Origin of the sequence: Streptomyces sp. NPDC057900 (genome assembly GCF_042887885.1) — a bacterium.
Lineage (GTDB): Bacteria > Actinomycetota > Actinomycetes > Streptomycetales > Streptomycetaceae > Streptomyces.
Window position 1 is genome coordinate 69,594 of sequence record NZ_JBHVOI010000007.1, and the last position, 24,677, is coordinate 94,270.

The following is a 24,677-nucleotide window of genomic DNA, read 5'->3' on the forward strand; positions in this document are numbered from 1 at the left end:
GGGTGGTCGTTTCGGGGGCGGACGGGGTGGATCGGGCGCTTCACGGGGCCGGTTCCGCGTCGGACGGGTTCGGCCGCACGCCGGACGGGGTCTCTTCGGTGGCGAACGGGGACGGCGCGGCCAGGGCCCGGTCGACGAGTGCTTCGGCGGCGCCGGTGTAGGCCGTGGGGTCGAGCAGCTTCTCCAGGGCCGGGTCGTCGAGGCAGCGGACGACGTCCGGGTGTGCGCGCAGGACCTCGGACAGCGGCCGTTTCTCCCGGACCGCGGTCTGTGAGGCGTCGCTGAGCAGTTCCCTGGCGGCTGCCCGGCCCAGGTACGGGGCCAGGACCGCCGCCAGCCGCTCGGTCACCACCTGGCTGCCGGTGAGCGCCAGGTTCGCGCGCATCCGGCCGGGGCTGACGACCAGCCCGGCGGCGAGTTCGGCGGCCGTGTGGGCGGCGCCGCCGGTCAGCCGGAGGCTTTCGCGCAGCAGCAGCCACTCGGCGTGCCAGGGGCCGGCGGAGCGCTCGTCCTCCGAGATCAGGCACTGGGTCAGTCCGGTGGCCAGCAAGGGCACTTGCAGCGCCGCGCTGCGGATCAGGGTGGCGAGCACGGGGTTGCGCTTGTGGGGCATCGCCGAGGAGCTGCCGCGCCCGGCGACGGCGGGTTCCGTGACCTCGCCGATCTCGGTCCTGGTCAGCACCTGGACATCGGTGGCGATCTTCCCCAGCGCCCCGGCGGTGAAGGCCAGCGCCGCCGCCACGTCCGCGACGGGGGTGCGCAGCGCGTGCCAGGGCAGTACCGGGCGGGCCAGCGAGGTCTCGGCGGCGAACCTGTCCACGAGCAGGTCGAGATAGCGGTCGGGGTCGTCCGGCGGGCCGTCGGGCGTCGCGTACTCCAGGTAGCCGGCCAAGGTGCCCGCCGCGCCGCCGAGCGAGACCGGCAGCGTCCGCTCCACTGCGCGCAGCCGGGCTCCGGCGTCCAGGGCCAGCGCCCGCCATCCGGCGGCCTTGAGGCCGAAGGTGGTGGGCACCGCGTGCAGCGCCAGGGTCCGGCCCGCCATGACGGTGCTCCGGTGCCGTCCGGCGAGGACGGCCAGGTCCGCGGCGGTCCGCTCCAGGTCGGCGCCGATCAGCCGCAGCGCGTCGCGGCACACCAGCATGGCGCCGGTGTCCAGCACGTCCTGGCTGGTCGATCCCCGGTGGACGAACTCGGCCGCGGCGGGGTCGGTGGCGGCGACCGCCGCGGTGAGGGCCCGGACGAGACCGACGACGGGGTTGGCGGTCTCCCGGCAGGCCAGGGCCAGGGAGCGCAGGTCCATCCCCTCGGCGCGGGCGGCGCGGGTGATCGCCTCGGCGGCCGGGGCGGGCATCGTCCCCAGGGCCGCCTGGGCACGGGCCAGCGCCGCTTCCGCGTCGAGCATCGCCTGGAGCCAGGCGCGGTCGCAGACCGCCCCCTCGACGGGGACGCCGGCCCGTACCGGTGACAGCAGCCCGCTGTCGGCCCCGCCGTCGAAGCCCGCGCTCATGACGCCACCTCCGCCAGGCCGCCGTCGTGCCGGTCGGCGGCCGGCCCGGTCCGCGCGGGGACGAGCGCCAGGACCGCGCGCGCGATGGCGTCGGAGTCGCCGAGGATCACCGAGTTGACGCCGGGCCGGATGCCGGCCGCCGTCACCCAGTGGACGGCTTCGGTGGGGACGCCGTACGCGAAGCGACGGGGATGCGTACGGCCGTGGACGTCCACCGTCCGGTAGGGGCGTTCGGTGACCGCCAGGCCGCCGGTCTCGTACTCGGTGCCGCAGCTCCCCTCCAGCCGGTACGGGACGGCCTGTCCGGTGGCGAGCAGCTGGCGCAGCAGGGCGTCCCCGGTGCGCCGGAGGTTGGGTTCCGGCAGCCGGGCCTCGATGAGGACGCAGGAGCGGACGGGTTGAGTGTCGAGGGTCTTGGAGACGGCGACGAACGCGGGGCGGCTGCCGGTGTCGATGCCGATCTCCAGATCCGGACCGATGATCTCCACCACGCCGGCCTCGATCAGGGCCCGCAGTTCCTCGATGCGGGAGACGGGCGGGCCGATGGACAGATAGGCGTTGAGCGGGGTGTACCAGCCCTGGAGGTCGTCACGGTAGGAATTGCCCTCCAGGCCGCCGTGGTCGACCGCCAGCCGGATCTCGTTGCGCAGGTCCCGCAGCACGTCCAGGGCCGCCTTGAGCGGTCCGCTCAGGTTGCCGGCCCGGGCGTCGCGCACGTCCTGCGCCAGGTGGTCGAGCAGCCAGTCGCGGAAGGTGTGGCGGTCGTCGAACCGGCACTGTGCGAGCGGCCGGGAGAGGGCCTTCCAGTTCCAGCGGTCGCGTTCGTCGATACCGAAGTCGTCGAGCAGCAGCCGTTCGCCCTCACCGGCCGGCGCCGCCAGGTAGCGGGGGACGAATCCCCTGGCGGCCGAGGCCCGGCCACGCGCGGTCAGCAGCGTCTCGTAGTAGACGCTCTCGACCTCCTTGGCGATCAGCGGCCACAGGTCCGTCCCGAAGTGGACGCGCTCGGCGTCGACGGCGCGGCGGCGCAGCCCGCCGATCAACAACGGGGTGAGCACACGCGGGATGTGCCGTCCGTGCGCTCCCTTCTCGTTCTCGCCGCGCGCGTGGTACGGGATGCCGCGCCGTGAACCGGCCCGGATGTGCGGCTCCTGTCCTGAGGCGTGGTAGACGAGGGTTCCGTCGTCCCGGCGTTCGAAGGTGCCGCCCCGGCCGCGGGTGAGCAGTGCCATCTGATCGAAGAAGTTCAGCCCCAGGCCCCGGACCAGTACGGTCTGGCCGGCCTTGACGGCGCACAGGTCGAGGTCGGCGGGGTTGGCGGGGCCCTGGTACGTCAGCCCGTGGGCGGAGGCGGCGCGGGCCCACTCCTCCTCGCGTGCGGTGGGGCGGGACGGCAGGTGTCCCTGGGCGAGGACGACGGCGTCCAGGCGCGGCAGCCGGGTGCCGTCGGCCAGGGTGAGGGTCTGCGGGCCGCCGTGGACACCGTCGGTGTCCTCCAGCGCCACGGCCCGCGTGCGGTGTTCGCGCACGGTGCAGTGGTCCGGTGCCCGGTCCCGCACCTGCCGGTAGACGTCCGCGAGGTAGCGGCCGTAGAAGGCCCGGGTGGGGTAGGAGTCGGGGGCGAGGTCGCGGGCCTCGGCCCGGGTGCGGTCGTCGTACGGGGCCGTACTGCCGCCCAGGACGGCGGACTTGGCCCACTCGTACAGGCTGGGTCCGTGTTCCACCGGCCCGTTCATCTCGACGCTGTCGTCCGTGAAGGCGGTGACCTGCGAGGCGACGGTGTTCATCAGCAGCAGCGCGGACTGCGTGGTCCGCCAGACCCGTCCGGGGCCGGGTGGGAAGGGGTCGACGACGTGGATGACGACGGACCGGTGGGACGGGCGGGCGCGTTCGTTGGCACAGAGGCGTTCCAGGACCGACAGTCCGCGCGGCCCTGCGCCCACCACACAGATTTCCAGGTCTTGTGCGGTCATATCCGTCTCCCGGTGAGGGCCCGTCCGGCCCCGGTCACCCGTGCCACCAGGTCGCCCGGGTCGGTGGGCAGTTGGTTTCCGCGCCAGGCCACGTGCTGGTCCGGCCGGATGAGGACCAGATCGCGTTCGTAGAGGTCACGGGCGGGCCGGTCCTCGACGTCCAGGATCTGGAGGGGCATGCCGTGCGCCTGGGCCGCCGCGAGCAGCGGTTTGCCGCTCGGTGGTTCCGGGCCCAGCCGCAGCAGGGTGAAGCCTGGGGTGAGGCGGTCGAACAGGGAGCTGCCCGGGCCGTGCCAGTCGTCCAGCCAGAGGTGGGGGGCGCGGCCGCCGGGGACGCTCGTCGGGAGGTACATGCCCCAGGGGTCGCCCGGGATCTCGGCGTCCGCGTCGGGGACGACGATCGGTGATCCGTCGTAGCGGGCGCCGAGTTGGACCCCGATCGATTCGGTGCGCTGGCCGTGGCAGCGCAGGAGGCCCCCCACCCGGTCGCGGGCCTCGACGCCCTCCGGGGTGTCGGCGTCCAGGGCCGCGGGGCGCTCGATCTGCGCCATCGCGGCGTGGAGTTCGCGTGCGGCCGCGGTGTTGCGCAGGGCGATCGGCCGGCGTTCGCCGCCGTACGTCGCCAGCAGGGAGGGGCCGCCCCAGCCCCGGAGGACGGCGGCGAGCTTCCAGGCGAGGTTGGCGGCGTCGTCGACCCCGGTGTTCAGGCCGAACCCGCTGTCCGGGGTGAACAGATGGGCGCAGTCGCCCGCCAGCAGGACCCGCCCCTTGACGAAGCGCTCCGCCACCCGTTCCGCGCCCGGCGCCCGGGAGCTGTGGCTGAGCACCTCGACGGGCAGATCGGTGCCCGCCGCGCGCCGGACGAGGTCGGTGAGCCGGGCCGCGTCGGCGGTGCCGGGGTCCAGCGAGCGGGTCAGCAGGAAGAACTCGTCCTCGCCGTTGAGCGCGATCAGGTTCACCACGAGGTCGGCGTTCACCGCCCAGTAGCTCCAGGCGGGCTGTCCGCCGAGCACCTCGCGGCGGAAGGTGGGCAGGCGCAGGTGCGCGGCTGTCGCCCGGTGCCCGGTGTCCGCCCGGCCGGCAGGCCCGGTGCCGGGTCCTTCGTAGCGGATGCCCAGCTCCTTCTGGACGAAGCCGGGTTCCGCGTCGCTGACGACGGCGTACCGCGCGGTCCATTCCTCGTCGGGGCGGCCCGGGTGCCCGGCGCGGACGCGCACCTGCCCGGCGTCCTGGTCGAGCCCGGTGATCTGCCGGCCGCGGAGCAGGGTGATGTTGGGGCGGGTCATGGCGTGTTCGCACAGGAGGTCCCCGACGGACGTCTGGTCGGCGCGGTGGGCGGGTTCGGGGAGTTGGTCGGTGCGGGGAGCCGCCGCGACCTGCCGCAGCCGCTGGGTCCGGGCGGGCTGTGGCAGCCGGGACAGTTCGGGGCGGTTGTACCGGGTGAAGTAGGCGATGTCCGTGGGGTGGCCGGCGGCCGGTCCGAGCCGCCGGACCGGGCCGGAGACGCCCAGCCGCCGGTAGTGCTCCATCGTCCGCGCGTCGTGGGTGGTGCCGCGCGGCTCGTCGCGCCGGGGCCGACCGGAGCCGAAGACGGTGCAGGGGATGCCGTGGTGGTCGAGGAAGAGGGCGAGCATCAGGGCGACCGGTCCGCCGCCCGCGATGGCGACGGGGGTCCGCAGCGGTTCACACATCTAGTCCCGCCCTCCCGCTCGTAACGCGTCGCGCGCCAGCGCGACGTCGAGCGCCGCCCCCAGCGCCTCGGCAGGCCGCGGCCGGCCCGTCAGCCAGCGCATCGCGACATAGCCGTCCGGGCGGACCAGGACCGCTCCCGCGTCGTCGTGGCCGCGCAGCTCCGTCCAGGCGCCGTTGTCGTCCCGGGGTCCGTCACCGGTCCCGACGGCGTACGCGGTGACCTGAACACCGCGGGTCTGCGCCAGTTCGTCGGCGGCCGCGAGCCAGGGCTCGCCCGCGGCGCCGGAGAGCAGCAGGAACGAGCCGCAGCCGGCGTGCAGATGGTGGGTGGAGACGCGCTGCCCGCCGTGCCGCAGCCAGGCGTGCGGCAGCCGCGACCCTGGCCGGGCGTCCTGTACGTGGTCGAGGCCGAGCGGGTCCTGTCCGGGGCGCTCGGTGCCGTCGTCCCCGACGAAGCCGGCGTCGGCGTAGTCGTACCCCATCTCAAGACCGAGGTGCTCGGTGGTGATCCGGTTGGTGGCGAAGTACTCGCGCTGCACGGCCCGCCGGGTCGCGCCGTCCGGGGTGTCGGAGAACAGTGCCGTCAGCTGAGCGCGATTCCACTCCGGCCGGGCTCCCTGCACCACCCCGGTGCCCGAGGTGAACGCGATCTGGTTGAACAGCGAGTACAGCGCCCGCTCGACGACCCGTTCGGCCACCGGTCGGCGCTCCGCCTCGTAGCTGTCGAGCAGCGCGGGGCCGGCCTGCCCGCCCAGGACGAGGGCGAGTTTCCAGGCGAGGTTGTGGGCGTCCTGGACACCGGTGTTGAGGCCGAGGGCGCCGGACGGCGGGTGGCGGTGGGCGGCGTCCCCCACGAGGAAGACCCGGCCGGAGCGGAAGTGCTCGGCGACCGTGCCCTCCACCGGCCAGCGGCTGACGTTGCGGACGTCCATGGCGTGGTCGTCGGGGAGTTTCAGGGTGCGGCGCACCATTGTGACGATCGTGTCGTCGTCGAGTGCGGCGGCGGACGGCGGCCGGGAGAACATCAGCGTCCACTCCTCGGAGTGCCTCCCCCAGCGTTTCGGTCCCATGGGCACCACTCCGCAGTGCTCCAGCGCCCCGTCGTCCGACAGGCTCGACACGCGGTTGACGACGGCGTCGTCGTACGGGATGAACTCCGAGAAGTCGGCGCGCACATGGAGGTTGATCCACTCCAGGAACGTCGGCGTGCCCGCCATGCGGATGCCGCGCAGCCTGCTGACGGTCTTGCCGCCGTCGGCCGCGACGACGTACCGGGCCCGCACCCGCAGGGTCCGGTCGGCCGTGCGGTCCAGCACGGTGGCCGTGACCCCGTCCTCGTCCTCCCGGAGTCCTACCAGCTCGTGGTGGAAGAGCAGCTGCCCGGGGGCCCGTTCCTCGGCGTGCCGGCGCAGCAGGGGCTCCAGCCACCGCTGGCCGAGGTTGGCGTGCGGGTAGGCGGAGGCGCGGGCGTAGCGTTCGGCCAGTTCGCCGCCGCCGTACGCGCTGGCCCGGTAGAGCACCTTGCGGTCGTAGGGCTCGTCACCGCCGAGGCTGGAGAGCCACACCATCGCCCCGCAGTTCTCCTGCGGCGCGCCTTCGCGGTAGATGTCACCGGCCACGCCCAGTTGTCCGAAGACCTCCATGGTGCGGGCGTTGAGGATGTGCGCCTTGGGCAGCGTCGAGGTGCCGGGGTGGCGTTCGACGAGCAGGGAGTCGACTCCCAGTCCTGACAGGGCCAGGGAGGCGGTGAGCCCCGACCCGCCGCCACCCACGATGAGTACGGGGACGTTCCGGTCGGCCGGATCGGGTCGACGGGATGAGTTCATCACGCTTCCTTCGGTTCACGTTGTCGCGGGCCGGCCGGACCACGCGGGACAGATGGCGGTTCGCGGGCACGGCCTAGGCCGGTGAGGCGACCAGCAGGCTCGTTTCGAGGGCCATCGGTGTGACGGATTCCAACCGCAGCCCGGCGGCGGCCAGGACGTCCCGGTAGCCGTCGAGGGTGCGTTCCCGGCCGCCGGCTGCCACGAGCAGGTGCAGGTCCCACAGCAGGGCCAGGACTCCGGAGCCGTCCGTGGGGATGACCCGCTCCACGACCAGCAGCCGGCCGGTGTCGGGCATCGCCTCGCGGATGACGGAGAGCAGTTGTACACACCGTTGGTCGTCCCAGTCCTGGAGGATCCGGGAGAGGAGGTAGACGTCCGCTCCCGCGGGGACCTGCTGGAAGGCGTCGCCGCCGACCGTCCGCCAGCGGCCGGTTTCCACCGTGCTCCGCAGGTGTTCCTGCGCGACGGGAACCACGTGCGGCAGGTCGAACAGCACGCCGTGCAGTTCCGGGTGTTCCCGCAGGACGGTGGCCAGCAGCGTCCCGCTGCCCCCGGCGACGTCGACGACGGTGCGGCAGGCTGAGAAGTCGTAGGCCTCCAGGACATCGGGGAAGAACACGTTGCCGGCGTTCATCGCCCGCTGGAACTTCTCCCCCGCGCCCGGTTCCGTCTCCAGGTAGCCGCGCAGCGGGGTGCCGAAGGCGAGGGCGAAGCCGGAGGTGCCGGTGCGCAGAGCGGGGACCACCTCTCCCCAGGCCCGGTGGAACTCCTCGCCGTAGATCACCGCCATGTCGCGCATCGACCGTTCGTCGTCCGAGCGCAGCAGTTCGCCGACCGGGGTGAGCCGGTAGCCGTCCGCGGTGTCCTCGAAGACGCCCATGGCGGTCGCCAGCCGCAGCAGGCGTTCGATGCCGTCCTGGTCGGAGCCGGTCGCCGCGGCCATCTTCGCCGCGCTGGTGTGCCCGGCGGCGATGTGGTCGGGGAGGTCGAGTGCCGCGACCGCGTAGAGCGCTTGGGCCTGCCAAGCGCCGGTGAGGAGGTCCACCACGCGGCGTGCGGGTTGCCCGTGGGCCATGTCGTCGAGCCTTTCGGTGTGTGGGGCTTCCTGCCAAGTTGCCGGACGAGCCCTTGCCTACGGCCTCACCCGCGACCGCGGCGGGTCAGGGAGCGCCGCGGCGCCGCCGTCCGTCGTGGGTGAGGCCGCGAGGGCCGCTGTAGGAGCGTCGCTGCCGGGCGCGGTCTACGCCGAGGGCAGCCGCTGCCCGCGATGGGCTGTGCCCGCTTCCGCCGGCCGGCCGAGCAGGTCCTGGTGCGCTTCGCGCAGCTGCCGCTTGAGGACCTTGCCGGTCGGTCCGACCGGCAGGCCGCCGCGGTCCGCGGCGATGACTAGGGCGCTCAGCGGTGCGAGTCCGTGTCCGGCCAGCGCGTCGTTGCAGCGGTCCAGCAGCTCCTGCGGGGAGGCGCCACCGTGGCCGGGGGCCGCGCCGGAGTCTCCTCCGAAGAGCACGACGGCGGCCGGCTGCTGGGCCCCGGGGGCTCCGGGGTCGTCCACGGCGACGACCGCGGCGTCCAGCGCCCCGGTGGTGAGCAGCACGACCTCCTCCAGGGGGAGGCTGTACACCGGCCCGTCGGCGGCGCGGATCACGTCGGGGGTGCGGTCGAGGTGGTACCACAGGCCGTCGCTCTCGCGCCGGACGACGTCGCCGGTCAGGAAGTAGCCGCCACGCAGCGACTCCTTTCCGAGCGCCGGGTCGTCCCAGTAGCCGGGGGTGATGCTGGGCGTGCGGACGCCGAGCAGACCGGCTTCGCCGTCGGGCAGCGGCAGGCCCCGCTCGTCGAGGACCGCGGCGTCCTGAACGGCCTTGACGGGCCGGCCGATGAGCCGTCCGAAGCCCGCCGACTGCGGGGTGAAGACCTGCTTGAACAGGACCATCCCCATCTCGGAGGAGCCCAGCCCGTCGACGTACGCCGAACCGGCCAGTTCCTTTCCGCCGTCCCGACGGCTGCCCAGCGCGGTCAGCGGGCGGATGTGGCGTTCGTGGGAGGCGTCTCCCATGCCGTTCCAGGTGTGGATGTGCCGGGCTGCCTCCGGAGTGATCAGGGAGGGGTCGATCTCCGCCAGGGTCAGCGGGAACCCCAGGACGAAGGTGGGGTGGAACCGGTTGACGGCCCGCGCGGCCGAGGCGCCGTCCGCCGCGTCCAGCAGCAGCGTCGGGATGCCGAGCATGAGGGCCATGCTGAGATAGCTGATGCCGGCCGAGTGGCTGTGCGGCAGCGCGGTCAGCATCCGGTCCGAGCGCAGCGAGGGGAAGGTCCACAGGCGTTCGCGCTTGCCGTTGAAGAACGACGCGTGGGTGAAGACCGGGGCCTTGGGCCGCCCGGTGGTCCCCGAGGAGTGCGAGATCATCACCAGGTCGTCGGGCCGGTGGCGGTAGGGGAACCCGGTCAGCGGCGCGGGCGGCAGCGGCGCCGTCTCGTCGAGCCGCGCGATGTCCTTGGTCAGGAGCGGCCGGTCCGGGGCCGCTTCGGGCAGCGACCAGGACTCGGCGCAGCCCGCCAGCAGGTCCGTGTCGCCCACCAGGACCGTCGTGCGGGTGCGGCGGAAGTACTCGGCTGCGGTGCCGATGGCCATGTGGGGATTGCAGTGCACCGCGACCGCGCCGAGGGCGGTGATCGCTATGTGGTGAATCAGACCGTACAGCCCGTCGCGGGTGAAGACCCCGACATGGGTCGACGGACGCACTCCGTGGGTGCGGTACCAGTGGGCGTACCGGATCGCGGCGATCCGGATGTCGTTGAGGGACGTCCCCGTCATCTCGCCCTCGTCCCAGTCGGGTGACGTGGTGTCGGGGTGGAACAGGACCGGCCGGTCCCGGTCCCGCGCCGTCCGCCAGGTGTGCCAGAAGAAGTCGCCGGCGCCGAGCTGCCGGTCGGCCGTCAGGCGCAGGCGCTGGGTGACGGACCGGTGGGTCCCCAGGATGTTCATGCGTGTGCCTCTCCTACTCGTGCCATCGGTGGGGGGAGCGCGGGTTCTGCCCGCCGTGCGGGGGACCCGGGCCGTGGCTCTTTGAGCGCGGTCCGCAGCCACTCCCCCAGCGCCCTGACGCGGATATCGCAGGGGAGGTCGCCGGGTCCCGTGAGGGGCGCCGCGCCGCGCAGGGCCGTGGCCAGCCGGCGGCCGAAGCCGGGGTCGGCGGCGGTCAGCCCGGATTCGGCGAACCGGCTGCGCAGGCGCCCGACGAGGGTTTCGGCGTCGCTGCCGATCTGGATCGAGCAGATACCGGCGGACGCCGTGCCGACCAGGAGCAGGCCCAGTTCGCACTCGGCGAGCGCGTAGCTGATCCGCTCGCCGCGTCCGCTGTTCTTGAAGCTGCTCGGCGTCATGCCCAGCAGGTTCTGCGCCAGTGCGTAGAAGTTGCCGCTCGAATTGAACCCGGCCTCGTAGATGGCTTCCGTGATGGTCCCGGTCCTGGGGATCTCCTGCCGCAGCCGGTCGGCGCGGCAGGCGGCGGCGTACGCCTTGGGGGTGACGCCGGTCAGCGCGGTGAACAGCCGGTGGAAGTGGAATCGGCTGAAGCCGGTCGCTTCGGCGAGCTCGCCGAGCGAGGGGGCCGGGCCGGGTGCCTCCATCAGCCGGCACGACCGGACGACCGCGGTGGTGTGCGGGTCGTACACCGCCTGGTCGGGCCGGCAGCGCCGGCAGGGCCGGAAGCCCGCGCGTTCGGCGGCCTCGGGGTCCGGGAAGAAGACGGTGTTGGCACGGCGGGCGTGCCGTGACCCGCAGGACGGCCGACTGTAGGTGCCGGTCGTCACCACCGAGTAGCAGAACGCCTCGTCCGCCCGCCGGTCACGCCGCAGTACGGCCCGCCAGCGGGCGTCGTCGTCGGGGTACTCCCTGGTCCGGGGCGGCCCCGCAGCCACGCCCCCCTGGGGCGGGCGCGAGCGGCCGGCCGGCCGTGTTCTGCGCGTCGGGTCGGACACTCGCTCCCGCATGTGTCACGTCTCCAGGCAGAACTCGTTGATCGGGTAGCCGACATGACGGTCCGCTACGGGCAGGTACCCGAGCACCTTGTCGCCCGGCTTGAGCTCCGTGCTGTTGAGCACGACGCCGCCGGGGCCGAGCACCCGCACGTGCCAGTCGTCCTGGAGGATCAGGTTGGCGGTGCGGCCGTCCGGGCCCGCAGCGTCGACGGAGATGAGCGGGCGGCTCTCGATCTTGACCCGGCCCACGACCACCAGCCGGGTCTTGCCGTGGATGTCCACGGCCGTGACCTTGCTGCCCGCCTTCAGCTCACTCAGGTAGTTGGTGCGCTCGTTCTGACCGAGGGTGTACGAGTGGATGGCCCCGGCGTTGACCCGGAAGGGGCGGGTGGGCATGTACGGCAGCGGATGGGTCTCGCTGACGCACAGGATCATGCCCTTGGAGGACGAGCCGACGAGGATGCCCTCGTCCTTGCCGAAGTAGGCGGCGGTGTCCACGCAGGCCCGGTCGCCCATGCCGACGTGCGCGGTCGCGGTGATCTCCAGCTCGACCAGCTCCAGGTCCGGCACGCCGCCTTCGCCGGCCCGCTTGAGGCCGGTGGCGTCACCCACTGCGGACGGCGCCATGAGCACACCGTCGGAGCCGAGTTCGAGGACGCCGTAGATGATCTCCGCCTCCTCGACGTCGTGGGCGATGGTGATGAGGCTGCCCTCCGCCTTGGCGGCGGCCGCGATCACGATCTCCAGCGGGATCTTCGTGGGGTCGCGGAAGTCCAGCACGCTCCACTTCTCGGTACGGCCGGAGCGGCACGCCTCCTCCAGCGACTCGGCGTCCACGATCTCGACGTAGCGGCCGAATTCCACCTCGGGGTGGCGCAGCACCAGTTCGGCGGGCTCACCGTGCTTGGCGGGCTCGACGATGACGATGTCGGCGGCTCCGAAGTCCTCGGGGAGCTTCTCCCCCTGCGGGAAGAGGATCTTCTTCACGGTCGGCGGCAGTGCGGCGAAGTCCGCCGGGTCGGCGGCGAGGATCCCGTCGATCCGGGCGTGGATCGCCTCTTCGACGATGGCGTCTTTCGCCGATCCGATGGAACGCACGTCTATCCAGCTGAGCTTCACAGAGCACCTGCCATTCGCGGGGAAGGGGAAGAGAGGAGGGTGCCGGGGTGTCCGTGGACGATTCCGGCCAGCTCGAAGACGGTGGCGCGCGGCGCGGCGGCACCGAAGACCCGCCGTCCGACAGCGAGCCCGCTGCACCCGACGGCCAGTGCCGAGGTGGCGAATTCGGTCAGGCTGTCGGCGCGGTCGCCGCCCGCCACGATGATCGGGAGCGGTGAGCTGTCGATCACTTCGGCCATCCGCTCGGCCGGGGAGGCGAACACCGTCTTGACGATGTCGACCCCGAGGTCGGCGGCGATGTTGACGACATGGGACAACAGGACGGGGTCGGTGGGGTCGGTGACCCGGGGACCTCGCGGGTAGATCATGGCGAGCAGGGGCATACCCCAGCGGTCGCAGGCGGCGGCGACCGCTCCCAGGTCGGCGAGTTGGGCCGCCTCGGTGTCGGAGCCGATGTTCACATGCACGCTCACCGCGTCGGCGCCGAGCCGAAGGGCTTCCTCGACGTCGCCGACCAGGACCTTGGCGTCGGCGTCCGGGCTGTGCGGGGTGCTGGCGCTCAGGTGAACGATCAGCGAGCAGTCCGCGAGCAGTTCGGGGTCGACGACGCGGGCCCGGCCCTTGTGCACGACGATGCCGTCGGCGCCGCCGGCCGCCACGTCCCGGATCAGTTGCTCGAACCGGTCGGCAGTGGCGATCGGTCCGTCCGAGACGGAGTGGTCGAGCGGCACGAACAGGTACCGGCCGTCCCCGTGTCCGCACAGTCTGGTAAGACGCAGCAGTTTTCCCGTGGAGGTCGTTCTCATCATCGGCGCTCCCTTGTGCAGCACGTTCTGGAGGACGGCGGCCCCGGGCCTTCGTGCGAACACGCCCTGGGGCTGGACGACGATTCCGGAACCTCGGTGGCACCCAATCGGGCGGAAGACTCTTTCCGAGGAGGTCTTCGTGTCATGCGAATAGCATGCGACCGAGAACACCAGGAATTGCACAGCGCCGCTACAGACAAGCGGAATAATCAGGTCCAGGGAATGACGAAAAGCGGAGAGGCGGCGCGGACCCGGTTTGGGGTCCGTGCCGCCTCTCCGCCAAAATGGTTGAACCGTTAATTGCCGACTGAAATGAATTCGTTCGGGCCGGGGCCGGGCAGCGTACCGGGCCGGGGCCGGGTCAGCGCGTTGCCTTCTCCCGGGCCGGCCGGAAGCCGTGGAAGGCGAAGAGTCCGGCCGCCACCACCAGGGCGCCGAGCAGATAGAGCGTCAGCTGGATCCCGTCGGCCAGGTCGGCCGCGTTGCCCGGGGCCGCGCCGTGCGCCCGGCTGGAGGCGATGGGCACCAGTACGGCCACACCCAGGGCGATGCCGAGCTGGAAGGACGTCTGGCGCACACCCGCCGCGAGCCCCTGCTCATGGTTGACCACACCCGAGGTGGCGGCGAGGGTGGAGGTGATCGTGGTCGCCATGAACGCCATCCCCATGGGGAGCAGCACCACGGCGAAGACCACGATGCGGGGCTCGACGGACACCTGGGAGGCGACCAGCGCGATGAGCAGGCCGGAGAGCACCGTCGCGGCCGTGATGGAGCCGCGCAGCCCGATGCGGCCGATCAGGCGCCCGATGAAGAGACCGAAGGTGATGTTCAGGATCCCGACCGGCGCGACAATGAGCCCGGCCTTCAACGGCGAGTAATTCAGCACCTGCTGGAGATACATGGTCGTCAGCAGATAGGCGGAACCGGAACTGACACCGGAGAATACCGATACGACGTTGGCCGCACGCAGCGACCGGGAACGGAAGAGCCCGAGCCGGACAAGCGGCTCGGGGTGCCGGGTCTCGTACCAGAGAAATACCGCGAGCAGCGCGGCACCGGCCAGAAGGGGAATGAGGAAGGCGGCCGACGTCCATCCGGACGCCACGCCCTGCGCGGGCGCCGCGACCACCAGGGAGACCCCGACGGTGATCAGGATCGCTCCGACCACGTCGATGCGGTGCGGCTGCCGGGAGGCGCGCGCGATGAACTTCGGCGCGAGCACGGCCACCAGGAACCCGACGGGCACGGTCGCGTAGAACACGCCCTGCCAGCCCCACTCGCGTACCAGGACCCCGCTCAGGACCAGTCCGCTGACGAATCCCAGTACGGTCGCGATGCCGAACTTGCTCATCGCCTTGACCCGCTGAGGCCCTTCGGGGACGGAGGTGGTCAGCAGCGCCAGGGCGGTCGGCGCGATCAGCGCGGCCGAGAAGCCCTGGAGAGCACGTCCGGCCACCAGCATCACCGCGCTCTGCGCCAGACCGCACATCAGTGAGGTGAGCGCGAAGCCGACCATGCCAATCACGAAGACCCGGCGCCGGCCCAGCAGGTCGCCGATGCGTCCGCACAGGATGAGCGCGCCGCCGAAGGCCACGTTGTACGCGGTGATGACGCCCTGCACCCCCGCCTGCGAGAAGCCGAGCTCCCGCTGGATGTCCGGGATGGCGACGGTCACGATCGAGCCGTCGAGCATGACCATGAACTGGGCGCACAGCATGAGCGCGAGCCCGATTCCCGCCCAACGGGTTCCCGCCTCGCCGGCTGTCGTGTCCGTCACGGCCGCCGAAGCGTCCGCGCCGGCCGTAGTCCGCACCTGCATGCCACGATCCCTTCTCCTGCTTGAAACCCCTGCCGGAGGTCCTGGCAGGTGTGAGCCGGTGATGACAGAACACCGGCCACGCCGCATCGGTTGCACGGCGCTTCGCGGTCCCCCGTGCCCCCGGTCACGCCGGACCCGGTCACGCTTCCCACTGTGCTCGGTGGACGGGACCGGCACTAGCGGGAATCAGACGTGGAGCTCGGCGGTCTCCGGCCGCCCGGAAGCCTCCAGCACACCCTGCTGACCTGCATGGACGTGACAGCGGTGATTCGACCGCAACAACCGGAGCGTGGCGGGCTGGGGAGGTCCGTAGCCTGCCCCGGTCAGCGTTTCCAGACTCGGTTCGAGGACGGTCGGCATGCCGGAACAAGACTTCGCCGCACGGACCCCCGTCGTCGTCGTGGGCGGGGGCCCGGTGGGTCTGGCCCTCGCCCTCCTGCTGGACGCCCAGAACGTGGCGTGCGTGGTGTACGACGAGGGGGACGCCTCCTTCGACCACCCACGGGGCAACACCCACAACGCACGCACCATGGAGCACTACCGGCGGCTGGGCATCGCCGAGCGGGTCCGCGCCCTGGGGCTGCCGGAGCACCAGGCGACGGACGTCGTCTACTTCACCCGCTACAGCGGACACGAGCTGGCCCGGCTGCCGATGCCGTCCGGTACGCAGAAGCGGAACGCCGTCGCCTCGGCGGCCGCCGACTGCCAGGTCCCCGAGCCGCTGCACCGCGCCAACCAGATGTACGTGGAGCGGTTCCTCGTCCGGCACGCACGGACCCGGCCGAACATCACCCTGCGGTACGGGGTGCGGATCGACGAGATCCTGCCGGACGCGGACGGGGTGACCGTCCGGGACCACCGGGGCCGCCGGACCAGGGCGCGTTACGTCGTCGGCTGCGACGGCGGGCGCAGCCTCGTCCGGCGCTCGGCGGGCATCGAGTACACCGGGGAGCAGGCGCTCGACCAGGACGTCCTCGGCCGGAAGGCCACCGCCGCGTATCTGCGGCTGCCCACCCTGCGCCGGGACCTGCTCCGCGGGCGGGACGCCTGGAGCTACTGGGCCGTCAACGCCGATGTGGTGGTCAACCTCATCGCCCTGGACGGCGCGGACGAGTTCTGTCTGCTGACCAGTTCCCTGGACCCGGACGCCTTCGACGCGGAGCAGCTCGTACGGATCGTGCGGTCCGCGGCAGGCACCGACCTGCCGGTGGAGGTGCTCGGCCACCGGGCGTGGAAGCCCGGGGTGGCGCTGGTGGCCGGGAGCTTCGGTACCGGCCGGGTGTTCCTCGCCGGGGACGCGGCCCACCTGTTCACGCCCACCGGCGGGTTCGGGATGAACACCGGGATCGACGACGTCGCGAACCTGGCGTGGAAGCTGGCCGCCGGGACGCGGGGCTGGGGCGGCGCGCGGCTGCTGGATTCCTACAGCGCGGAACGGCGTCCGGTCGCACTCCGCAACACCGCTGCGGCACGGGCCCTCAACCGGAATCTGGGGGCCATCGAACGTCCGGCCGCCCTGGAGGACGATTCAGCGGCCGGCCGGAGCGCGCGGGCCGCCGCCGCGGCCCTGCTCGGCACCCTCGGCGAACAGTTCTCGTCCATCGGGGTCCAGCTCGGGGCCCGGTACGACGGCTCCCCCGTGATCCGCGCAGAGGACTCCGACACCCCACCGCCCGACTCACTCACCACGTACACGCCGAGCGGCGTCCCGGGCGGCCGCGCCCCGCATCTGTGGCTGGACGGCGGGCGCGGCGTCGGCAGTTCGCTGTACGACCGGCTCGGTGCCGGCTTCACGCTGCTGCGCCTCGGGGCGGCACCGCCGGACGGCGCCGCGCTGTGCGCCGCCGCCGCCGACCGTGGTGTCCCGCTGACGGTGCTGGACGTGCCCGGACCCGTCGGACGTGAGCTGTACGGCCGCGATCTGGCCCTGGTCCGGCCCGACCAGCACCTGGCGTGGCGCGGCGACCGCCTCCCGCGCGACGCCGCCCGCCTGCTGGCGCAGGTGACGGGCGCCGGCTGAGCCGACGGCCGCCCGGCCGATGCGCCGGTCTCAGGGCGCCGACCGCAGCGCGTCCGCCCCGGCGTGGGCGATGGTCAGGTCCTTGCCGTCGCGCGATCCGCTGACACCGATCGCCCCGATCACCTCGTCGCCCTCAGTGATCGGCAGCCCGCCGGCGATCAACGCGATACCGGGCTGGCTGCCCAGGCTGCTCACCAGCGTGGTGTTGTCCTCGATGGCCCTGCTGAAGACATCGGTGGCCGTGCGCATGGTCAGTGCGGTGTTGGCCTTGTTCAGCGCGACCGTGGTGGCGGTGTCCGCCGTACCGTCCCTCCTGGCCATCGCCGTCACGTTGCCCCCGGCGTCGATCACCACGAGCGAGACCCGGGAGTCCGATTCCTCCGCGCTGGCCAGGGCCGCGCCGATGACCCGCTGCGCACCGGCCAGGCTGATGCTCCGGGTGGTCAGCACCGCGATCCCGGTCTTCTCGAGGTCACTCACGTCGATGTCTCCGTCTCGTTCCTTGGAAGTGCCGAGGGACACCCGCCGGGTGACCCTCCCTTTCGAAGGAACAACACCGCCGAAGGTCCGGCCGTTGCAACGGACCCCGCCCCGACGGGGTTCACCTGCAGGCGGCCGAATGCCGCCACCGGCTGACACCCACGGCAACCCATCCGGAGATGCGTCATGGAAGAACGACCGCCCGCCCGGCACTCGGGCCGGCTCCTGGTCTCGCTGCTCGGCGGGATGTTCCTCGGCAGCGTGGACATCGCGATCGTCAATATCGCGACACCGTCGATCCGGGATCATCTCGGCGCCTCCGGCGGGCAGCTGGAGCTGATCGTCTCGGGCTACACACTGACCTACGCGATGCTGCTGATCACCAGCGCCCGGCTGGGGGACCGGCACGGCTACCGCGCGGTGTACCTGATCGGGCTCGTGGTGTTCACCGCCGCCTCGGCCGCCTGTGGCCTCGCACCGACGGCGGGGGTGCTCATCGGGGCGAGGATCGTCCAGGGCGCAGGCGCGGCGATGACCACCTCGCAGGTGCTGACCGGGATCCAGCTGCACTTCGAGGGACGGCAACGGGCCCGGGCCCTCGGCCTCTACACGGCGGTGCTCTCCACCAGCGCCGTCCTCGGCCAGGTGCTGGGCGGGGTGCTGGTCTCGGCCGACCTGTTCGGCACCGCCTGGCGACCCGCCTTCCTCATCAACGTGCCGGTCGGCATCGCACTGATCGCGGTCGCGTGGTTCTGCCTGCCCGCGGTGGCGCCGAAGCGCAGCAAACGGCTCGACGTCCCGGGCGCGCTGGCCCTGTCGGCGGCGATGCTGCTGCTCGTGGTGCCGATCGTGCTGGGCCGGGAGGCCGGCTGGCCGCTGTGGACCTGGGCCAGCCTGGCGGTCTCGGTGGTGGCTTTCGTGCTGTTCGTCCGGGTGGAGCGCCGCCAGGCCGCCCGCGGCGGCAACCCGCTGGTCACCCTCTCGCTGCTGACCAGGCGGCCGGTGGCCCTGGCGCTGATCTCGCAGGCGGCCACGGTGGCCACCTACTTCGGGCTGCTCTTCGTCCTCGCCCTCTACCTTCAGCAGGGGCTGGGCAGGAGCGCCGGATTCTCGGGGCTGTCCCTGGTGTCCTGGGTCGCCGCGTTCGGTGTCGCGGGACCGCTCCTGGGCCGCTGCGGACCGCGTGCGAAGCGGCTCGCAGCTCCGGCCGGGCGGCTGGTACTGGGCGCAGCCTTCACCGGTATCGCGCTGACCCTGGCCGCCGGACAGGCCGGTAACGACGCCGTGCTGATCGCCCTGCTGGGCATCGGCGGCCTCGGGTACGGCGCGGCCTTCAGCGGCACCCTGACCGGGCTGACCAGCAGCGTCACCGACGAGTACGCCGCTGAGGTCAGCGGGTTGTTCAACACCACCATCCAGGTGGGCGGTTCGCTCGGCGTCGCCGTGTTCGGCACGGTCTACCTGGACATCGCCCCGCACGCCGGCCGCGCCGACGCGGTCTCGGCGTTCACCATCGTCGCCGCCTCGCTGGCGGCCACTGCAGTCGTCGCCGCGGTGGTCGCGCAGTGGGCGCTGCGCCCGTCGCGGCCGGTGGCCCCCGCACCGAGCGACGAGCCACGCCCCGATCCGGCCCTGCGCCGTTGACCGCCACTGCCAGGACGTACGCCTCCGCGCCACCGGATCCGGTGGCGCGGAGGCGTACGTCCTGGCGCTCTCAGACCTGCGGCCGCAGGCCGGCGCGCAGGCGCTCCGCCACCTGGCGCTCCACCTCCGGCGGCAGCTCCTCCAGCTCCGCCCGCTGTGCGGGCTTCCACCCCTCGACGGGCGAGCAGGCGTGGTAGCCCCGCAGCCGCGCGAGCGGAGCGACCGCGCCGTACAGGGTGCGCTGTAGCGGCCAGGGGCGACCGGTGAACCGCAGCACGTCGGAGAACTCCCGCAGGGTCAGGGAGGTCTGCATCAGGTTCGGCTTCCCCTGGCCGTCGCTCAGGCCCTCCTCCGCCAAGCCGAAGAGCTCGCGGAGCAGCAGGACCTCGAACCGTTCCGCCCGGTTGGTGAACTCGACTATCGCCAGGGTCTCTGCGTCGTCGCTCGCGCTGTAGAAACGGTGCGACGTGCCCGGCGGGACCGCCACCGTCTGCCCGGTCTTCTCCAGGATGACGTCCCGGTCGGCCATGCTGACCCGGAGCCGGCCGCGGACGAGCGTGAACCGCTCCTCGCTCGCCGGGTGGAGGTGGTAGTCGGCGGCGAAGCCACCGGGGGCGACGTACAGGTCGAGTACCGACCGGGCACCGCCGGTGTCGGCGGCGGCCGTACGGACGACGATCTTCTGACGGCACGGGGGGTTGTAGTAGACCTCACCGGCGCTTACGGCCATGTTCCCTCTCCTCGCTGCGTTGTGCACGGTGGGAACACCGGGCCCGGTGTTCCCGTGTCCCGTCCGCGTCCACCGGACCGAGGGGGTCAGGAGGCCATCTTGGTGCCGCAGATGATCCCGTGGACGGGGATCACGTCCGGCGGCATGGTGCTGATGTCCTGCGAGATCGCCTTGGTGACCTTGAAGCCGCAGGCTTCCATCCACTGCTCGTACGTGGAGATCTTCTGCGGTCCGCCCTGGGCCATGGTGCAGCCGAGCATGTACGACGGGAAGAAGTCCACCGAGTACGAGGCCTTCACGTCCTCGGGATGGATGGGCACCAGGACGTAGACCTGTCCGCCGACCTCCAGCGCGTCATGGGCGCTCTGGAAGATGCGGTAGACGTTCTCCTTGTCGAACATGTCCAGGAAGTGCTTGATCATGACGGTGTCGAATCCCTTGGGAAGACCCTGGAACACGTCACCACCGATGAACGAGCAGTTCTCCTCCACGCCGTGCTTGCGGAAGTTCTCCCGGGCCTCGGCCTCCTTCTCCGGGAAGTCGAAGCACGTCACCTGGAGGTTCTTGGCACCCTTGGCGCCCTTGTGGCGGTAGGCGAGGATCGCGCCGAGACCGGTGTTCCCGGCCAGGTCCAGGATCTTCGCGTCCTCGGCGACGTCCAGCTGGTCGTAGAACCAGGGGTCGATGAAGTCGGTGACCTGGTCCATCATGGCGCCCCAGGACGACTGGAGTTCGGGGTGCCGCGTGCTCGCCTCGTAGAAGTTGCCGTCGAAGTCGAAGAGTTCCTTGAGGCCGACGACGGTACCGGTCCGGACGCTGTCGGACAGGTGGTAGAGCTGTCGCAGGCAGACCTCCTTGACCATGTTCATCCACGGGATGACCCGCGCGAGGTCCTCGTCCGTCAGATCCCGCAGGCCGTCCAGCGTGTAGGTGGACGCTGTCTCGTCGAAGGAGACGAAGTCCTCCTTCACCATCAGGTGCAGCAGCTGTTCGGCGGCGGCGGGGGTCACGCCGGCCTTCTCCGCGATCCGGGCCGCGGTCAGCCCGCCGCTCCTGTCCTCCTTGAGTGAATCGACGATTCCCAGTTCGAAACAGCTGAGCAGGTTCATGAACCTGAGCGGACCCAGGGTGTATTCACGGAACTTGGTGAGTACGGCGTCCTGCGGGCTCATCGGTCTCCTTCGTTGGCATGTCCGGTTTCCTGGCCTGTCCGGCGCCGTTCTGGGCAAGCGTCGGTTGTGCCAAAAGTAGGAGCTCGACCGATGCCGGACACTCCGGAACTTGCGGCCGAACCTGGAGCGCGGTGTGACGACGCTCCGGAGCACCCGACGGCGAGGGGGCGGGAGTGACGGCACGATCGGCGGCGACGAGAGCCCGCGCAACCCTCCGCGCCCGTCCGGTGTTCTGAACGACGATGGACGAAACGGCCGAACACCTGACGGAGCGGCTGGCAGTGGATCTCGACGACGGCTTCACGGAGCTGGTACGCCTCCACGCCAGGGCGGTCCACGCGTTCCTGTTCCGGGTCACGGGGTCAGCCGTCGAAGCGGAGGACCTGGGACAGGACACCTTCCTGCGCGCCTACACGGCCCTGCGGGGCTACTCCCCGTCCCGTCGCCGGGATTTACGGTGCCGCGCCTGGCTGATGACCATCGCGGCCAACGTCTGGCGCAACCAGATCCGCACCAACGTCCGCCACCCGGTGTCGCCGGCCCCGGTCGAGAACACCGCCGAGACCTGGGCGGACGAGAGCCCGGGCCCGGAGGAACGGGCCTCCACCGCCGACGACCGGGGCCGGCTGGTCTCGGCGCTGACCGAACTCCCCGAGAAGGCCCGGGTCGCGGTGGTCCTGCGGCACGTCGTCGGGATGAGCTACGGGGAGATCGCCGAGGTCCAGGGATGTCCAGTGGGTACCGTCAAGGCGCAGGTCTCCCGCGGGGTCGGTAATCTGCGAGAGCTGCTGAAAGCCGGCGATCCACCCTCAAGGGAGGCGCTGAAGTGAGCCAGAACGACAACACGGGCCCCGCGCCCCGGGGCAGCTCCCTGGAGGACGCCCTGGCCGGGCTCACGTCCCCCGGCCCGGTGGATCTGGCGCTGCGCATCCTGCGGCACGTCGGGATCTCCCACGAGCGCTACGACGCCTACGTCCTGCTGGAGACCGGCGCGGGCGGCCTGTACGCGGCGTACAGCCCGACCGCTGTCACCGGCTCCGCACTGGACTCGATGGTGGTCAGCCCCGAGATGTTCGAGGAGATCCACTGGCAGCGGACCGGACGCGCCGCCATCCGCTCCACCATGCCCTTCCCCGGGCTGCGCCCCGCCCTGCGGACCGGCCGCGCCAAGTCGCTGCCCGTCGACCTCACCGGCCTCGACGCCCATGAGCGCGCCGTACTCAAGGCCGTCAGAACCGTACCGAAGGGCCAGTTGCGTCCGGTCGGCTGGATCGCGCGGGAGGCGGACGTCGTGGACATGCCGGACGTCAACGGCTTCGTCGCCAGGACGCTGGCGCGGAATCCGCTGACACTGCTGATCCCCTGCCACCGGGTCACCTACGAGGACGGCACCCCGTGCGACGGCGCGTACACCCCGGCCACCGGCAGGGCGCTGCGATCCGCGGAGGGGATCGACATGCTGCGGCTGGCGGAGCTGTCCAGGCGCGGCGGCGTCCTGCTCGGCAGCGACACCACCTACATCTACTGCCATCCGACCTGTGCCCACGCCCGCCGGATCACCCCTCCCCACCAGCGGCCCTTCCGCACCGCGGCCGAGGCCAGGGGCGCCGGTTACCGCGCCTGCCGGAGCTGTCGGCCGGTCTCCGGGTGAGCACAGTGGCGGTACGACGCGCCGTGCGGCGGGAACACGGCGGGAACACGGCGCAGGGGCAACCCTTCCCGGCGCGCCGGTGTTCCGCTCTGTGTGCGGTGAGAGCGGTCGCCCACCGCCCGGCACGACGCACGGGAAGGGACATCCGACATGCGCGACGAACTCGACGACGAGCCACGCTGGTGGGGCTCCGAACTGCTGGCGCGTCATCCCGCCGACGCGCTGTGGGCGCGGGCCGACTCCGAGGTCACCTACGAACGGCTGCGTGCACAGGTCTCCTCACTGCGACGGCTCTTCGAGGCGTACGGCGTGCGCCCCGGAGCCACCGTGGCGATCCAGGGCGCGCAGAGCTTCACCCAGCTCTGGTCGCTCCTCGCGCTGTGGTCGCGGGGGGCCCAGGTCCTGCTCATGGGCCCGGAGATCCGCGGCAGGGAGCTGGAGCGGCTCCTGGACCACTGCCGGCCGCAGTTCTACGTCGCCTTCGGCGACAGCGGCCCCCGGGGCCGGATCTTCCATGACGAGGCCGAACTCCTCGTCCGCAAACTGCGCGGCGGACAGCGGGCGGTGACCGACGCCTGCCTCATCCACTTCACCTCCGGCAGCACCGGCTTCGCCAAGGCGGTCGCCCGCACCCCTCAATCGCTGCTCGCCGAACTCGCCGCCTTCCGGAGGATGGGCGGTATGCCGGGCGCGGGGTCGAACGTCATGCTGCTGGGCCCTGTCGCCCACTCCTTCAACCTCGTCGGTGGCGTCCTGCACAACATGGACGCCGGGGCGGTCAGCGTCTTCCCGACCCGGTCCTCGCGGCCCGCGCTGCTGCGGACCGCGATCAGGGCCGCCGTGGACACCGTGCTGGGCCGCCCGGACCACTTCGCCGCCCTGGCCCGGGGGGACCGCTCGGTGCGGCTGCCCGCGCTGCGGTGTGCCGTCTCCGGAGGGGACCGGATGGACGGACGCGTTCACGCCCGGTTCACCGAACGCTTCGGGGTACGCATCGGCCAGGCGTACGGCACCACGGAGACCGGCATCGTCGCCGCCGACCCCACCGGCTGGTTCGCCCCGGGGTCGGTGGGCATGGTCGCTCCAGGGGTACGGATCAGGATCGTCGAGGGTGAGCTCCAGGTCCGCCTGGCGGGCACCCCGTACCTGGGGCCTCAGGAGACGCCCGCCCGGTTCCTGCCCGACGGCGATCCAGACGGACCGGGCTGGTTCTGCACCCGGGACCGGGCGGTCCGCGATCCCTCCAGCGGTGCGCTGCGCATCATGGACCGCATCGATCCGCCGGCCGACCGGCGCGAGTTGACGCGCGGCATCGACCACGTCCTGCTCTCGGACCGGGCGGCGTCCCGCTCGCTCACCCGCAGCGGGACACCCGCCGACTGACCGGGAAGCGGCCGCTCGCGGGCCGGGCAGGAAGCGGGGAGCGGGCGATGCAACCGAATGGCGCGACAGGTGTTCTTCCAGGCAGCAGGGTTCGTTCACCTCTTAGAAGGAGACGTCGCGTTGACCCACACTCTGGCGGGGATGACAGCGATCGTCACCGGGGCCGGCAGCGGCATCGGGCGGGCGACCGCACACGCCTTCGCCGACCGCGGCGCCAACGTCCTGGCCGTCGGCCGGACCCGGGAGAAGCTGGTCGCCACGGCCGGCAGCAGGTCCTCCATCGTGCCGCTGAGCGCGGATGTCACGGGGAAGACGTCGCCCACCGCCATCATCGAAACCGCGCTGGAGACGTTCGGCGGTATCGATGTCCTGGTGCACAGCGCGGGGAGCCTGCGGCAGACACCGCTGGGGACGATCTGCGCCGACGACTTCGACCGCTTCATGGCCGTCAACCTGCGCGCCCCGCTGCTGCTCACCCAGGCCGCGATAGCGCCGCTGACCCGGTCGCGCGGCACCGTCGTCAACATCAGTGCGTCCTTCGGGCAGCGCGGATGGCCGGGGCTGTCGCTGTACGGCGCCGCCAAGGCCGGCCTCGACTCCTTCACCCGAACATGGGCGGGCGAACTCGCCGATCGCGGGATCCGCGTCGTGTCCGTGGCGCCCGGTCCGGTCGAGACACCGATCCTGGAGAACAACGCGCTGGATGACCGGGCCGTGACCGCCATCCACCGGCTGCACGAGCTGCTCCCGCTGGCCCGGCTGGGGAGCGCGGAGGAGGTCGCCTGGTGGATTGCCAACTTCGCCGAACCACTGGCCTCCTACACCACCGGCGCCATCCTCCCGGTCGACGGTGGATACGGTGCCGTTTGAAGCG

19 protein-coding genes are annotated in these 24,677 nt (G+C 72.0%); 6 read left to right on the forward strand and 13 right to left on the reverse strand.

All coding sequences use genetic code 11. The annotated features are described in order from the left end of the window. Positions 1-40 precede the first annotated feature (40 nt). The 10 genes from ACFVQ0_RS24900 to ACFVQ0_RS24945 form a co-directional block, all read right to left on the reverse strand. Positions 41-1,507, reverse strand: a complete 1,467-nt coding sequence (locus ACFVQ0_RS24900; RefSeq protein WP_390091424.1) for an adenylosuccinate lyase family protein — start codon at positions 1,505-1,507, stop codon at positions 41-43. After that, entirely contained in the window at positions 1,504-3,480 is a 1,977-nt protein-coding gene (locus ACFVQ0_RS24905; protein WP_390091425.1) for an FAD/NAD(P)-binding protein, read from the reverse strand. Before ACFVQ0_RS24905 ends, ACFVQ0_RS24900 begins: the two co-directional genes overlap by 4 nt. Next, positions 3,477-5,171, reverse strand: coding sequence for an FAD-dependent monooxygenase (locus ACFVQ0_RS24910; protein WP_390091427.1), 1,695 nt, complete (start codon positions 5,169-5,171; stop codon positions 3,477-3,479). The genes ACFVQ0_RS24905 and ACFVQ0_RS24910 overlap by 4 nt, the downstream gene beginning before the upstream one ends. Continuing rightward, on the reverse strand, positions 5,172-6,998 hold the full coding sequence (locus ACFVQ0_RS24915; RefSeq protein WP_390091429.1) for an FAD-dependent monooxygenase: 1,827 nt from the start codon (positions 6,996-6,998) through the stop codon (positions 5,172-5,174). 73 nt (positions 6,999-7,071) lie between these two features. Continuing rightward, a complete protein-coding gene (locus ACFVQ0_RS24920; RefSeq protein ID WP_390091430.1) occupies positions 7,072-8,073 on the reverse strand; it encodes a methyltransferase in 1,002 nt (333 codons plus the stop codon). Between the two features lie 165 nt (positions 8,074-8,238). Continuing rightward, positions 8,239-9,984, reverse strand: coding sequence for a class I adenylate-forming enzyme family protein (locus tag ACFVQ0_RS24925; RefSeq protein ID WP_390091431.1), 1,746 nt, complete (start codon positions 9,982-9,984; stop codon positions 8,239-8,241). Beyond that, the gene (locus ACFVQ0_RS24930; RefSeq protein ID WP_390091432.1) at positions 9,981-10,919 is read right to left on the reverse strand and encodes a bifunctional transcriptional activator/DNA repair enzyme AdaA; all 939 of its coding nucleotides are present in this window, start codon (positions 10,917-10,919) and stop codon (positions 9,981-9,983) included. Before ACFVQ0_RS24930 ends, ACFVQ0_RS24925 begins: the two co-directional genes overlap by 4 nt. A gap of 75 nt (positions 10,920-10,994) precedes the next feature. Then, the gene (locus ACFVQ0_RS24935) at positions 10,995-12,098 is read right to left on the reverse strand and encodes a 3-dehydroquinate synthase II family protein (RefSeq protein ID WP_390091433.1); all 1,104 of its coding nucleotides are present in this window, start codon (positions 12,096-12,098) and stop codon (positions 10,995-10,997) included. After that, positions 12,095-12,904, reverse strand: coding sequence for a 2-amino-3,7-dideoxy-D-threo-hept-6-ulosonate synthase (locus ACFVQ0_RS24940; RefSeq protein WP_390091638.1), 810 nt, complete (start codon positions 12,902-12,904; stop codon positions 12,095-12,097). The genes ACFVQ0_RS24935 and ACFVQ0_RS24940 overlap by 4 nt, the downstream gene beginning before the upstream one ends. A gap of 361 nt (positions 12,905-13,265) precedes the next feature. After that, the gene (locus ACFVQ0_RS24945; RefSeq protein ID WP_390091434.1) at positions 13,266-14,681 is read right to left on the reverse strand and encodes an MFS transporter; all 1,416 of its coding nucleotides are present in this window, start codon (positions 14,679-14,681) and stop codon (positions 13,266-13,268) included. A 400-nt stretch (positions 14,682-15,081) separates the two neighbouring features. Here ACFVQ0_RS24945 and ACFVQ0_RS24950 point away from each other — a divergent pair, with 400 nt between their 5' ends. Beyond that, the gene (locus tag ACFVQ0_RS24950; protein WP_390091436.1) at positions 15,082-16,743 is read left to right on the forward strand and encodes an FAD-dependent monooxygenase; all 1,662 of its coding nucleotides are present in this window, start codon (positions 15,082-15,084) and stop codon (positions 16,741-16,743) included. A gap of 30 nt (positions 16,744-16,773) precedes the next feature. Here ACFVQ0_RS24950 and ACFVQ0_RS24955 read toward each other — a convergent pair whose 3' ends face one another. Further along, on the reverse strand, positions 16,774-17,223 hold the full coding sequence (locus ACFVQ0_RS24955; RefSeq protein ID WP_390091437.1) for a heme-binding protein: 450 nt from the start codon (positions 17,221-17,223) through the stop codon (positions 16,774-16,776). A 186-nt stretch (positions 17,224-17,409) separates the two neighbouring features. Between ACFVQ0_RS24955 and ACFVQ0_RS24960 the strand changes: the two genes are divergently transcribed. Further along, a complete protein-coding gene (locus ACFVQ0_RS24960; RefSeq protein WP_390091438.1) occupies positions 17,410-18,867 on the forward strand; it encodes an MFS transporter in 1,458 nt (485 codons plus the stop codon). 70 nt (positions 18,868-18,937) lie between these two features. On the opposite strand, the gene ACFVQ0_RS24965 is transcribed toward ACFVQ0_RS24960, so the two are convergent. Both ACFVQ0_RS24965 and ACFVQ0_RS24970 read right to left on the reverse strand, forming a co-directional pair. Continuing rightward, on the reverse strand, positions 18,938-19,597 hold the full coding sequence (locus tag ACFVQ0_RS24965; RefSeq protein WP_390091439.1) for a cupin domain-containing protein: 660 nt from the start codon (positions 19,595-19,597) through the stop codon (positions 18,938-18,940). Between the two features lie 86 nt (positions 19,598-19,683). Then, positions 19,684-20,769, reverse strand: a complete 1,086-nt coding sequence (locus ACFVQ0_RS24970) for a methyltransferase (RefSeq protein WP_390091441.1) — start codon at positions 20,767-20,769, stop codon at positions 19,684-19,686. A 242-nt stretch (positions 20,770-21,011) separates the two neighbouring features. Between ACFVQ0_RS24970 and ACFVQ0_RS24975 the strand changes: the two genes are divergently transcribed. The 4 genes from ACFVQ0_RS24975 to ACFVQ0_RS24990 all read left to right on the forward strand — a co-directional run bounded on the left by ACFVQ0_RS24975 (position 21,012) and on the right by ACFVQ0_RS24990 (position 24,673). Continuing rightward, positions 21,012-21,599 carry an RNA polymerase sigma factor gene (locus tag ACFVQ0_RS24975; RefSeq protein WP_390091442.1) on the forward strand — a complete coding sequence of 196 codons (588 nt, stop codon included), beginning with the start codon at positions 21,012-21,014 and terminating at the stop codon, positions 21,597-21,599. Continuing rightward, complete coding sequence (locus ACFVQ0_RS24980) at positions 21,596-22,420, forward strand: MGMT family protein (RefSeq protein ID WP_390091443.1); 825 nt, start codon at positions 21,596-21,598, stop codon at positions 22,418-22,420. The genes ACFVQ0_RS24975 and ACFVQ0_RS24980 overlap by 4 nt, the downstream gene beginning before the upstream one ends. A 150-nt stretch (positions 22,421-22,570) precedes the next feature. Then, a complete protein-coding gene (locus ACFVQ0_RS24985) occupies positions 22,571-23,803 on the forward strand; it encodes a class I adenylate-forming enzyme family protein (RefSeq protein ID WP_390091444.1) in 1,233 nt (410 codons plus the stop codon). A 120-nt stretch (positions 23,804-23,923) separates the two neighbouring features. Beyond that, positions 23,924-24,673, forward strand: a complete 750-nt coding sequence (locus tag ACFVQ0_RS24990) for an SDR family NAD(P)-dependent oxidoreductase (RefSeq protein ID WP_390091446.1) — start codon at positions 23,924-23,926, stop codon at positions 24,671-24,673. The last annotated feature ends 4 nt before the right edge of the window (positions 24,674-24,677 follow it).